This is a genomic window from Ruegeria sp. YTSC004, from assembly GCF_059609805.1.
On record NZ_JBXWMJ010000001.1, the window covers coordinates 647470 to 660539 of the forward strand.

The window sequence follows — 13070 nt, forward strand, 5'->3', positions numbered from 1 at the left end:
TCAGAAAGATGCGACCGGTGCGCCAAAGCGGGTTTCGTCGGGCACAACGCCCAACCCAGGCCCGGTTGGAACTTGGATATACCCACCCTCTATGCTGATTCCATTCTGGGCATCGTAGTTGCCTTCGATGTATGGCGCGGCCAGCCAAACACCTTCCAGCAGATCGGGTCGGACCGTCGCGCCAATATGCACGCAGGCCGCGGCGATAATGTCCCCGCCCCAACTGTCGTCGCAGGTTTGAGGCAGATTGCGCGCCTCGCAGAGGTCTCGAAACGCGCGCATTGGCTGCAGGCCACCAATCCGTGTGACTTTCATACCAAACCCATCCACCAGGCCAGTGCCGACCGCTGAGATAACCGTGTTCAGATCGGTGGAGTTCTCGTCCATGTAGATCGGATGACCAAGTTGTGGCCGTATCTTTTGCAGGTCCTCAATCGTGTTGCAGGGTTGTTCCATGACAAACGGGATATCCGGGCATTCGCGACTGACGCGCAATGCATCGCGGGTTGTCCAACCTCGGTTTCCGTCCACGGCCAAGCGCATTCCGGACCCGTCAATGACCTCCCACACTTTGCGGATGGTTTCGATGTCAACCTCAACCGGACGACCGCCAACCTTGATTTGCAGTCGCGGATAACCTTCAGCCAACTTTCCTGCTGCCAGTGTGGCGATGTCAACTGGCGCCCCAACACCAGTCGCGTAATACGACGGAACCTTGTCCACTTCGGCACCGCCGAGCAGTTCCGATACGCTGACCCCAAAATGCTTGCCCAGCAGGTCATGCGCTGCAATGTCGATGGCCGCTTTGGCATAGTTGTGGCCGTTTAGAAGACCATCCATCCGACGGTGCAGCCCCAGCAGCGAAACCTCGGCGCCTAGCAACCCATTTGCCATTTGGGCCAGAGCGGCACGCGCACCAGCGGCGTGGGCCTCGGCATAGGTGGGGCCAACCGGGCAGGTCTCGCCCCATCCGACCAACCCGTTGTCGGCCACCAGTTTGACCAATGTGGTGTCTAGCGCCCAGATCTCGGCATTGGCCATTGTGTAGGGGCCGTTTTTGACAGGCAGATCGTGGCTATAGATGTGAATTTCAGCGATTTTCACGACTTGTGTTCCGTACAGCTATTGAAGGGACAAACCCGCCCAACTGGCCGGGCGGGTGGAAAACGGGGGATTAACTTCAGTAACTTTGGTTCAGCTCATCAGCGGCCGGGATTTCACGCTCACGTCGGGCGATGTAGTCCAGCAGGGCCTCGTTTTTCGCCTCATCGAGTTTGGGTTCTTCATACTCGGCCAGCAACGCGCGTGCGCGGTTCAGGGCGCGCGCGGTGATTTCAATGCTGCCTTCTGCCTGCCATTGTTCGATCGAGTTGTTGTCGAACAGCTCGGGCATGAAGAACGCACTCTGGAAATTGTCCTGTGTATGGGGGTGACCAAGATAATGACCACCGGGCCCAACATCCGGAACCGCTGCGAGGGCTTGATCGAAATCGTGCCACTTTGGCCCCTCGGCCATGCGGTACGCCATCGCACATTGTTCGGCGTCGACGATGAACTTGGCCACGGAACAGTGCATCCCGGCCTCATTCCATCCGGCCGAGTGCCAGATGTAGTTGGCACCCGCATGCATGACTGCCTGCAAGGTGGTGGCAGATTCATATCCGGCCTGAGCATCAAAGGTTTTGGCCCCACCCAACGTGTTCGAAGTACGCCAAGGGACGTCATAATGCCGTGCCATCTGGCCAATCATGAAATTCATCAGGCTGATCTCGGGTGTACCCGCCATCGGCGCACCGGATTTCATCGACACGGTCGACAGATAGTGCCCATAGATCGCCGGCGCACCCTTGCGAATGACCTGTGTGTAGGCCAGCGCGCTAAGCGCCTCGGCATTCAGCTGCGCCACAGTGGCCGGAACAGATGCAGGCGTGTTGGCCCCCCCCAGAACGAAGGGTGAGCAGAGCACTGGTTGATTGCGACGGCAAAAGGCCCGCAATGCACCAAGCATGGTTTCATCCCAGACCAGTGGTGAGTTGCCGTTACAGTTGCCGGTTGTTACCGGGTGGTCCTCAAGGAAGTCGTCACCGAACAAGATGGCACACATGTCCATCACATCCTCAGCGTTCCTGGGCGAAGTGGTCATGCCCATGAACGTTTTGTCGGAATACTTCATCGACGAATAGGTGATACGCAAATGCCGCTGGCTGATCGGGTGATCATAGGGTTCCACGATGTGATGGGCCGAGGAATGCAGCGCGGGCATCATGTGGCTGAGTTTGTGGAACATCGCCAGATCTTCCAGCAACGGATTTCGGCGCACGTCGTCCAGATCGCGCAGGAATGGTGCGCCGGTCATCGGCACAAAGATCGAGTGCTTACCGCCCAGCCGCACATTCTTTTTCGGATCCCGCGCGTGATATGTGAAGTCGCTGGGTATGGTGGCGATCAACTCGCGCACCAACCCGCGGTCGAGGTAAACCAGCTCGCCATCGACTTTAGCGCCGACCTTCTTCCAATCTTCCAGCGCGATGGGGTCTCGGAACTGAACGCCAACGTTCTCAAGAATGTCCATCGAGGCACTGTCTATGCGTTCGACTTGAACGCCATCCATCACTTCACACAAGGGGATGCCTCTGGTCAGGCCAGGCAGCATTTCAAAGTTCGGGGCAGTGCGCAGGGCGCGGCGGGCAGAGCGTCCACCCGAGCGTGTCGCAGTACGAATGTTCACGGGGCAATCCTCCAATCTTGCTGATCAGACTGACGGATTCGGCGCCGGCGCACCTCACTGATTGCGATATCTGTTTGCAGGAAACGACATGGGCACCCGGAACGAAAAACGCCGCCCCACATGGGGCGGCGTCTGTTTTGGCATTGAGACCTGCGCTTATTCTGCGGCCTGCGTGCTAGCATCGGTGTGCTTGTCGCGCCGACCATCACGATAGAGCGCCTTGGTCAGCGAAACCATCATCAGGCCCATCACGATGGTAAAGGGCAGAGCACCGATGATCATCGCATTGCGCAACGCGTCCATCGGGTTGTTTTCACCAGCGGCCAAGATCAGCGCACCGATCACGGCGGTCAGGATAACACCCCAGATGATACGGTGCTTGACGCCGGTTTCCTGGCTGCCACCGGACATGATGGTGTTCATAACCAGAATGCCTGAGTCCGCAGAAGTCACCAGGAAGGTCATGATCAGAATCACGCACATGACGTTCAGCATGGACAGAAGCCCACCGTCGATCATGTAAGACAGCGTCACGAACAGCTTGTTGGTGTTCGACGCACCGATGATCGCGCCTTCAGCTACACCAGCCAATTCCAGATCAATTGCAGTACCACCCAGAACAGTCATCCAGGCAAAGCAAACCAGCGCCGGCGCCAGTACGCAGCCAAGAATGAACTCACGAACAGACCGACCCTTGGAGATGCGCGCCAGGAACAGGCCCACAAACGGCGAGAACGCAATCCACCAAGCCCAGTAGAAGGTGGTCCAGCCCGACTGCCAGCCAAACTGACGGCCTTGCTCGCCTGCGGCGTAAACAGCCGCCAGCGTGTCGTCACTCAGCTCAGCCGCAGAACCTTCAAGACCGCTCTTAAAGCCGTCAAAGCTGCCCCATGCGTTGGTTGCGCCACCCACCAGATCAGCTGCATGCGCCTGCGCTTCAGCGGGCAGAGCCGCTGCAAACGCTTCGGTCGACAACGGACCGTATGCACCAAAGCTCAGCGAGAGGAAGTGCAGAAGGTAGTCAAACAGTGCTGTGCCATAGGTTGTCATGGCGAAAACGAACGAGCCGAAGATCACAAAAGTGCCCAGCAGGATGATCGACAGAACAAGGTTCAGGTTCGACAGGTACTTAACACCACGTCCAACACCGGAAACCGCCGAAATGATCGACAGACCCATGATGACAACCAAACCCGCGATCAGACCAACTTTGCTTGGCGTGGGTACTTCACCACCAAAATCCATGATCCATTCCATGCCGGTGATTGCATACAGACCATCGATGAACTGGCTGACACCAAATCCGATCGTAACGGACACACCCAGGATCGTTGCAACAACGCCCAGAACGTCAACGACGTGGCCGAGGAAACCGTTCATCAGACGACCAAAAAGCGGGGTAAGAGCCGCGCGAATGGTCAGTGGCATGTCACGGGTATAAGCGTAGTAGGCCAGCGACAGGCCGGTCACCACGTAAATCGCCCAAGCATGGAAACCATAGTGCAGGAAGGTGTACCGATACGCGGATTGAACGGACTCTGGATCGTTGCCGGCAACTGCACCAGCCACGACCTCGGGGTTCGATCCCCACAGGCCCAAAGGTTCAGCGGTGGCAAAAACCATCAGGCCGACACCCAGACCCGCGCCGAACATCATCGAGAACCAGGAAAAGTTCGAAAACTCGGGTTTCTCGCCCGCTGTTCCCATAACCCGCTTTCCGGTCGTTGGAAGGATGGCAACAATGACGAGGAAGATGACAAACAGGCCGACAATGACCACGTAGAAGCTGTTGAAGATTTCCAGCAACTTTCCATTCCAGCTGCCAAGTGTGCTGTTGGCATTGGCCGGGAAGACAAGTGCCCACAGTACAAGGGCAACCATGATGCCCTTACTGATTAGGGCGATTGGGACGCTGTAGTTTTCATAGAATCCGGCATCGGCCGTTTCTATTTCTAGATCCGTAAAGGGTTCGGGTATCGACATGTTGCTCCTCCGTGGTGCTGTATCAATTGCGAAACTGCCTCTGCATTTCACGCAATTCGCCCAATCGCCTCGAACGATGGGGAAGGTGCTGCAGCAGACGTATCGGCTCTTTCTTGTTTCGTTTCTGTGTTTCAGAAATGCGGCACCGCCGCATGGTCTTACGCCTTCTGAGTTGCATTGAATTCAACACACCGTGCAATCAGGCGATACTCGGTCTTACCAACTGGGAATGGGTTCGCGCCTCCTTCACGTCCCCTTTCGACCTTTCCCGTTTGTCAGTTCGGGACATCATTGTGTCGCAGTACCGTCTTGCGACGTCCGGAAAATTCTCTCGAAAAGCCCGAAAAACACAACGTTTGTTGGTAGAACTGACTATAGTGGCGCTCCGTTCTAAATTCGGCCAGAACCGACGCATTGACGAAAAATGCGACATCCGCCTTTAACTTGAGCCAGAAAAACATCAAATCATCAAAAGCGCTATAGCTTTCACCTTCAAAAAAACTAAAACTGAGTTGATAAAAATTAAACTAACCCGAAAAACGATTCACCAGCTTCCATGTCCAGACGCCACTACAACCTGCCGCCACTGACAACCTTGTCAGCTTTTGAGGCCGCCGCCCGCCACCTGAGCTTTAAGAATGCCGCCGTTGAACTGTCTGTCACTCCCGGTGCGGTCAGCCACCAGATCAAAGCGTTGGAAGGCGATCTGGACACACCCTTGTTTCAGCGCAAGCACCGCGGCGTTGATCTGACCGAGGATGGCAAGGCGCTTTACGAGGCGCTGTCCACGTCCTTCGGGCGCATCTCGAAAACGCTGAGCATGATCCGCGACCGATCGACAGCCGGAAAGGTGACCGTAGGATCGACAACAGCGGTTGCTGCTTTGTGGTTGTCTCCGGCTGTCATTCGGTTTTGGCGGGACATGCCCGAAGTCAATGTTGATCAACTGTCACAGGATCGACCTTTTCGCGATCGCCCAGACGTCGACTTTTTCATCCGCTACGGGCGGGACAGCGATCCGAACCTGTCACATACGCCGCTGTTTCGCGACCAGCTTGTCCCGGTTGGAAGCCCCGAGATGGCAGAGAGGCTGGCGGATGCCGGTCTTGAAGATTTGACGTCTGAACGGCTGATTCATCTGGATTCAGAAGACCGTACCTGGACCACCTGGCCGGAATGGTTTCAGCAGCTAGGGTACAATGGCACAGTGCCCATTGAATCCCGTGTCAACAGCTATTCAGTCGCGCTGCAGCTTGCACGCAAGGGAGCGGGGCTGGCGCTGGGTTGGCAGCGGCTGATCCAACCCATGCTGCAATCAGGCAAACTGGTGCCGATTGGCACGCATCAAGTGCCCGCTCCGAACCAGTTTTATTTAGTCGGGCGACCGGACGAAGAGCTCTCAGAAAGTGCCCGCGCCCTTAAGAACTGGATCGTTCAAGAGGTTCAGGAAGGTTCGGTTTAGGTGAAATCACTCTCTGATGAGCTTTTCTGATATTGAGACCAACAGGTTCAATCCGCCAATAGGGATTAATAGCATCCAGCAAAACCTCAGGAGAGCCCGATGAACAAGCATAGCGCGCTGTCTTCCGTTCTGGCCGATGTAAACGTCGCAAATGGCCTGCCGAACGAACATTACATCGATCCGACCGTTTTTGACGAAGAAAAGCGTTCTGTGCTGTATGCCAACTGGTCCGGGATCGGCTTCGGCAAGGATGTTCCGGAAGAAGGCGATGCAAAACCAGTCGATTTTCTGGGCATGCCGCTGCTGATTGTCCGGGACAAAGACGGCGAGGTTGGCGTTTTCCAAAACACCTGCCGCCACCGCGGGATGATTCTGGTAGACACGCCGCGCAAAATCGGCGGCGCAATCCGCTGCCCCTATCACAGCTGGTGCTACAGTCTGAAAGGCGAGCTGCGCGCAACTCCACATGTTGGTGGCCCCGGCCAGAACAAGCACGAGGACGTCAAGCGCGAAGACCTGGGCCTTGTTCGCGTACGCTCCTATGTCTGGCGGGATGTGATCTTTGTGAATGTCGATGGCAATGCGCCTGAGTTTGAAGAGGTCCACGGCCCCCTGCTGGAACGTTGGAAGGAATTTGAGAAACCCGTCTTCCACGGCGGTGAAACGTCCTCATTCAAGCTTGAGGTCAAGACCAACTGGAAGCTGGCGGTCGAGAACTATTGCGAAAGCTATCACCTGCCATGGGTGCATCCCGGTTTGAACAGTTATTCGCGGCTGGAGGATCACTACAACATCGAAGAGCGCGGTCAGTATTCGGGCCAAGGGACCCTGGTTTACCGCCAACTTACAGATCAGGACGGCGCAACGTTCCCGGACTTCGATGGGCTAAGCGACAAATGGGACGAAGGCGCAGAGTACATAGCGCTGTACCCGAACGTTCTGTTGGGCGTTCAGCGCGACCATGCATTCGCTATCGTGTTGGAGCCGGTCGATCAGGAAAACACGGTGGAACACATCGAATTATACTACGCAAAAAGCGTTGAAGACACGCCCCAACATGACGGGCTGCGCGCCTCAAACGCGCAGCTGTGGAAAACCGTGTTCGAAGAGGATGTCTTTGTCGTCGAAGGCATGCAGAAAGGCAGACATGGGATGTTGTTCGACGGCGGACGGTTTTCGCCTGCGATGGACGGGCCGACGCATAACTTCCACCATTGGGTCGCGACGCAAGTTGAAAACGGCCGCGCAGGCTAACCTTATCGGATCGGCCAGCCAGTCAGAAGTTGGCCGGTCGACGACAAATAGGGACACCTATGGACAAACAGGAACTGGATCGACTTCTGCTGGACGCTCATGATCGCAACGATCCTGCCGACCTGATCCGGTACTATACGCTGGCCGCGGATGAGCGCGAAACGGCGCGGGACATCGACGCCGCCTGTTTCTACCTGACACATGCCTTCATTTTCGCGCTGGAATCCGGCGCGCCCGAAGCTGATGCGCTGAACCAACGGCTGGTCGCATATGGCCGGGCGCATAAGCTGGATTTCTGAGTTTAGCCTCAGATTAAACTCACTCAACCCAACTTGAAATTTATGTCCGTTGCCGATGCCATTACGATGATGACACATGGCGGCGGGACCAACTTTGATACGGCAGGCTCATGAAAACGAATGCACAGGCGGTGGTGATTGGCGGCGGGGTGATCGGGTGCTCGATCCTCTATCATTTGACCAAACTGGGATGGTCGGATGTGGTGCTACTGGAACGGGATGAGCTGACGTCAGGCTCGACCTGGCATGCGGCGGCAAACATCCACGGGCTGCATGACAGCACCAATATCAGCCGCATTCAGCACTATACGATGAACCTGTACAAAGAGCTTGAGGCCGAAACCGGCCAAAGCTGCGGCGTGTTCCAGCCCGGCTCGCTTTACCTCGCTCAAACCGAAGAACGCGAACATCAGCTGAAGCTGCAAGCCGCTAAGGCCAAGCTTTACGGCATGAACTTTTATGAGATCAGCATCGAAGAGGCCCAGCGACTGAACCCGCTGGTCAACTACGATGGCATCCGCTGCGTGATGTACGAACCAGACGGTGGCAATGTGGATCCATCGGGCGTCACAAACGCCTATGCGGTGGGCGCCCGGCAACGCGGAGCCGAGATCCATCGATTTACCCCCGTCACGGCGACTGACCAGCAAGAAGATGGCACTTGGATCGTACGAACACCCAAGGGCGACATCCACACCCCTTGGGTCGTCAATGCCGCCGGTCTGTGGGGGCGCGAAGTCGCCAAACTTGCCGGAATTGAGCTGCCCCTACAACCGACTGAGCACCAGTATTTCGTGACCGAAACAATGGCGGACGTGGCAGCGCATGGCACCCGGCTGCCCTCAGTCAGTGATCGTGACGGCGAGTATTACTTGCGGCAGGAAGGTCAGGGCCTGCTGGTTGGCGCCTATGAAAAGGACATGAAATTCTGGGCCGAGGACGGCACGCCACTCGACTTCGCGCATGATCTCTTCCCCGACGATCTGGAACGGATCGAAGAGAATATGATGAACGCCATCGAACGTCTGCCCGCCGTGGGTGAAGCCGGTATCAAGCGGGTTATCAACGGGCCGATGATCTGGTCGCCCGACAGCAACGTGCTGATGGGACCAGTGCCCGAGGTCGACGGCTATTTCTGTTGCAACGGTATCATCCCCGGCTTCTCACAATCTGGCGGCATGGGCCTGATGGCGGCGCAATGGATCATCGAGGGTGAAACGCAGTACGATATGTTCGCCTGGGATATGGCTCGGTTCGATGACTGGGCGACGAAAGAGTTCACAATGGCCCGCGTTCAGGACCAGTACGCCCACCGGTTCGCCATTCACTTCCCCAACGAAGAGCGCAGCGCAGGTCGTCCGGCGCGTACGCGCCCTGTCTACGGCACGCAGGCTCAAATGGGTGCGGTCTTCGGCCTGAATGCTGGTTGGGAACATCCGCTATGGTTCGCAGACACTCCGGGTGCCAAAGACACCAATGGTTTTACGCGCCAGAACTGGTGGGGGCCGGTTGGCGAGGAATGCCGTATGCTGCGTGACCGCGCAGGGATCATCGACATCTCGAACTTTGCCAAATATGTCTGCAAAGGCCCCGGGGCCGAGGGTTGGCTCAACGCAGTTTTCGCCAACACTATGCCTAAGGCTGTAGGTCGGTCCTGCCTGACGCCGCTGATCTCGAAACGCGGAGGAATCGCTGGGGACTTCACCGTTACCCGCGTGGCCGAGGACGAATTCTGGGTCATCGGTTCAGGCATGGCGGAACGCTATCACAAGCGGTTCTTCAAGCAGGTTCCTCTGCCCAAGGGCACCACTTTCGAAAGCAAGACCCAAGCTGTGTGCGGGTTCAACGCCGCGGGCCCAAAATCGCGCGAGATTTTGCAACGACTCACTAATACCTCACTCGCCACGGAGGATTTTCCGTTCATGCGGTCGGCGAAAGTCGAACTGGCCGGGATTGAGGTGTTGGCCCTGCGGGTCTCGTTCACGGGTGATCTGGGCTGGGAGGTGCACTGCGCCACCCAAGATCAGGCCCGCCTGTATGACGCCCTGCTTCAGGTCGGTCAGGAGTTTGGCGCAGGCCCAGTGGGAAGCCGGGCACTGATGTCATTGCGCGTCGAAAAGGGGTATGGATCGTGGAGCCGCGAATACAGCCCCGAATACTGGCCGCATGAGGTAGGTCTGGATCGGTTGTGCAAGTTCAGTAAAGACTTTCTGAACAAGAACGCAGCCGAGACCGTTTTAGCCAACCCTGCCCGCGAACAGCTTGTCCTTTTGCAACTGGATGAGGCCGACACCAGCGCGTCGAACGCCGACGCGACTGGCGGTGAGCCAATCTTCAAAAATGGTCAGGGTATCGGCCGCGTGACCTCAGGCGCTTATGGTTATTCCGTCGGCATGTCTCTGGCGCTTGGCTTTGTGACCGGTGCCAAAGCAGGGGATGAGGTCGAGGTGATGGTATTGGGACATCCGCACAAGGCGACCATTCTGTCCGAGCCGCCTTTTGATCCAAATGGTGAAATCCTGCGCGGCTGAATAAACCGTGAAAGGCGCCTGACCCTACAAGAGGCTGTTCTCACGCATTCCAGCGCCTATAGTCTGACCCAACCATATCGGTCGTTTTGGGAGGGACGGGCGCATGGAATATCAAACCGATATGCTGATCGTCGGCGCTGGATTTTCCGGCCTGACGATGGCGATTGAGGCCCGAAAACGGGGCATCAAGAATATTGCGATCCTTGAAAAAGCGAATGAGATTGGCGGGACGTGGCGTGAGAACACCTATCCCGGTGTCGCATGTGATATCCCATCGCACCTCTATTCCATGGCAACGCATCTGAACCCGGACTGGAGCCGGGCTTATGCGGGCGGTGCTGAAATTCAGGCCTATCTGAAAAAGGTCTGCCTTGATGAGGGGATTTACGAGCTGTGCCATTTCGATCAACAGCTGAAATCTGCCCGCTGGGACGGCATGCGCTGGCAGGTGGAAACCGAAAGTGGGCAGCGCTGGTCGGCGCGGTTTCTGGTCTCGGCCATAGGAGCGCTGCATCTGCCCAGCATCCCCGATTTACCCGGTGCGGACAGTTTTCCCGGGCCTTGCTTTCACTCTGCCGAGTGGGATCACGACGCGCCGCTTGAGGAAAAACGCATCGCAGTTGTCGGAACCGGCGCATCCGCTGTCCAGTTTGTTCCAGAGATTGCGAAAACTGCTGCACACGTCACAATCTTTCAACGCAGCGCGCCCTATGTCCTGCCCCGCCCGGATGGCCCAATCGCGCCCTGGTTACGCCGCCTTTATCGCAGCATCCCGGTGTTACCTTGGGCACGCCGGAAACTGGTTTACATGGTCTTCGAGTATCGCCACCGCGTGTTCAGCGGCGAAAAACGGATGGTAAATTTTGCCATGAAGATGTGGCGCAAATCGTTGGAAAGCGCGATCGCCGACCCAGGCCTGCGCAAACAGCTGACGCCGGACTATAGGATCGGTTGCAAACGCATCCTCAGCTCGAACGATTGGTACCCGGCACTGGCGCGTGAAAACGTGACAGTTCTCCCGCACGGTGTGGCATCAATTGAGGGCGATCAGATCCTTTCCTCTGACGGAAGCCGAACACATGCTGACGTTCTGATCTGGGGCACCGGGTTTCATGTCACAGATGTCGTCGAGCGCCTCGACATAACGGGATCCGATGGACTGACATTGCGCCAGGCATGGTCGGACGGAATGAAAGCGCATTTGGGTACTGCCATCGCAGGTTTCCCCAATTTCTTCATCTTGCTCGGGCCACATACCGGCCTCGGTCACAACTCGGTTGTGCTGATGATCGAAGCACAGGTTCGCCACATCGGCCGAGTGCTGGACCAGATGAACCGCGACGGACTGCAGATTATAACACCCCGCCCGGACTACCAGGAAGCCTTCGAACAGGAGATGCGCGAACGGCACAAAGGCAGCGTATGGCAGGTGGGTGGCTGCGCCTCATGGTATAAGGATGCACTGGGCCGGAACACGACGCTTTGGCCCGGGACCGTTTCAGAGTATGAAAAGCGCATGGCGCAATCCGGGCTGGAACAATACCAACCTGCCCCTTCCTCAGGCGGAAAGTGATGAGATGACCACAATTCTAATTATCGCCCTTCTGGTCGGCGGCTTCTTTGTCGGCATGAACCTGTGGACCCGGCGACTGACCCGGCAGGGGTTGCAGCGCGTCCCGCAACTTGGACAGATTGTCCCGGTGCGCGGCGGCAGCATTCATTACGTGGAAAAGGGCGACCCCACTAAGCAGACAGTCATCATGATCCACGGGCTTGCGGGGCAACTGCAGCATTTCACCTATTCTCTGATGGACCTGTTGGCGGATGACTATCACGTCATCGCAGTCGACCGCCCTGGCTGCGGATACTCAACCCGCGATAGCGCCGATCTTGGGCGCTTGCCCGAACAGGCCCGCATGATTCAAGAGTTTCTGGACACCAAAGGCATTTCCAACGCCGTTCTGGTCGGGCACTCATTGGGCGGGGCCGTATCGCTGGCCATGGCTTTGGAACACCCGGAGAAAGCCAAAGCGCTCGCTTTGCTCGCCCCGTTGACGCAAAAGCTGTCGAACACGCCGCAAGTTTTTAAACCGCTGGAAATACGTACCGAGTGGTTGCGCAACTTTATCGGCAACACGATCGCTGTCCCCATATCGGCTAAGACCGCCCCGCATACATTGGGAGCCGTTTTCTATCCGGAACCCGCGCCAGATGACTTTCTGGACCGCGCCGGCGGTGCGCTGGGGTTGCGCCCTTCGGCCTTCATTGCCGCGTCGCAGGATGTTGTAGGGGTGGATGAAAGTATCGGAGCCCAGGTAGACCGCTATACCGACTTGTCCGTACCCGGCGGCATTCTGTACGGCGCGCAAGACACCATACTTTCACCCACCGCCAACGGTGCCCCCATGACCCGGTTCGGATTGAGCGACGAACAGATCGAAGGGTTGGGCCATATGATCCCGATCACCGCACCCGACGCCTGCGCGGCCTTCATTCGTAGAATTGCTGATACTCCTGGGGTCGCCGCACAACAGGCAACCAAAGCAGATTGATCGGGGCAAAAATAATCTCCGTAAGTCGGTGTTTCCCCCTTGACCCTTTCCGGCCCCTCGCTTAAATCGCCTCTCACTCATGGCGGAGTAGCTCAGTTGGTTAGAGCAGCGGAATCATAATCCGCGTGTCGGGGGTTCAAGTCCCTCCTCCGCTACCAAATCCCCCAAATAACCATCTGAATAAAAAAATATTTTTTTGATAGCCGATGCTAGCTAGCATCATTGTTCCATACTTTGTGCGGAAATTCCCTTCCAAACTCC

The 13070-nt window shown here is 56.9% G+C and carries 9 protein-coding genes and 1 tRNA gene; 7 read left to right on the forward strand and 3 right to left on the reverse strand.

Going from position 1 to position 13070, the window contains the following annotated elements:
* From AC2FFP_RS03200 to AC2FFP_RS03210, 3 genes are all read right to left on the reverse strand, one after another.
* The gene (locus AC2FFP_RS03200; protein WP_496768823.1) at positions 1-1104 is read right to left on the reverse strand and encodes a mandelate racemase/muconate lactonizing enzyme family protein; all 1104 of its coding nucleotides are present in this window, start codon (positions 1102-1104) and stop codon (positions 1-3) included.
* Positions 1105-1180: 76 nt separating this feature from the next.
* On the reverse strand, positions 1181-2728 hold the full coding sequence (locus AC2FFP_RS03205) for a trimethylamine methyltransferase family protein (protein WP_496843739.1): 1548 nt from the start codon (positions 2726-2728) through the stop codon (positions 1181-1183).
* 156 nt (positions 2729-2884) lie between these two features.
* The gene (locus AC2FFP_RS03210) at positions 2885-4711 is read right to left on the reverse strand and encodes a BCCT family transporter (RefSeq protein ID WP_496843740.1); all 1827 of its coding nucleotides are present in this window, start codon (positions 4709-4711) and stop codon (positions 2885-2887) included.
* A gap of 556 nt (positions 4712-5267) precedes the next feature.
* Between AC2FFP_RS03210 and AC2FFP_RS03215 the strand changes: the two genes are divergently transcribed.
* From AC2FFP_RS03215 to AC2FFP_RS03245, 7 genes are all read left to right on the forward strand, one after another.
* On the forward strand, positions 5268-6173 hold the full coding sequence (locus AC2FFP_RS03215; RefSeq protein WP_496880703.1) for a LysR substrate-binding domain-containing protein: 906 nt from the start codon (positions 5268-5270) through the stop codon (positions 6171-6173).
* Positions 6174-6272: 99 nt separating this feature from the next.
* Positions 6273-7427: an aromatic ring-hydroxylating oxygenase subunit alpha gene (locus AC2FFP_RS03220; RefSeq protein WP_496768830.1), complete on the forward strand. Its 1155-nt coding sequence runs from the start codon at positions 6273-6275 to the stop codon at positions 7425-7427.
* 59 nt (positions 7428-7486) lie between these two features.
* A complete protein-coding gene (locus AC2FFP_RS03225) occupies positions 7487-7726 on the forward strand; it encodes a hypothetical protein (RefSeq protein ID WP_496768832.1) in 240 nt (79 codons plus the stop codon).
* Between the two features lie 110 nt (positions 7727-7836).
* Entirely contained in the window at positions 7837-10257 is a 2421-nt protein-coding gene (locus AC2FFP_RS03230; protein ID WP_496880704.1) for a GcvT family protein, read from the forward strand.
* 103 nt (positions 10258-10360) lie between these two features.
* Complete coding sequence (locus AC2FFP_RS03235; protein WP_496843746.1) at positions 10361-11830, forward strand: flavin-containing monooxygenase; 1470 nt, start codon at positions 10361-10363, stop codon at positions 11828-11830.
* Between the two features lie 4 nt (positions 11831-11834).
* The gene (locus AC2FFP_RS03240) at positions 11835-12809 is read left to right on the forward strand and encodes an alpha/beta fold hydrolase (RefSeq protein WP_496768837.1); all 975 of its coding nucleotides are present in this window, start codon (positions 11835-11837) and stop codon (positions 12807-12809) included.
* An 81-nt stretch (positions 12810-12890) separates the two neighbouring features.
* Positions 12891-12967, forward strand: a tRNA-Met gene (locus AC2FFP_RS03245).
* The last annotated feature ends 103 nt before the right edge of the window (positions 12968-13070 follow it).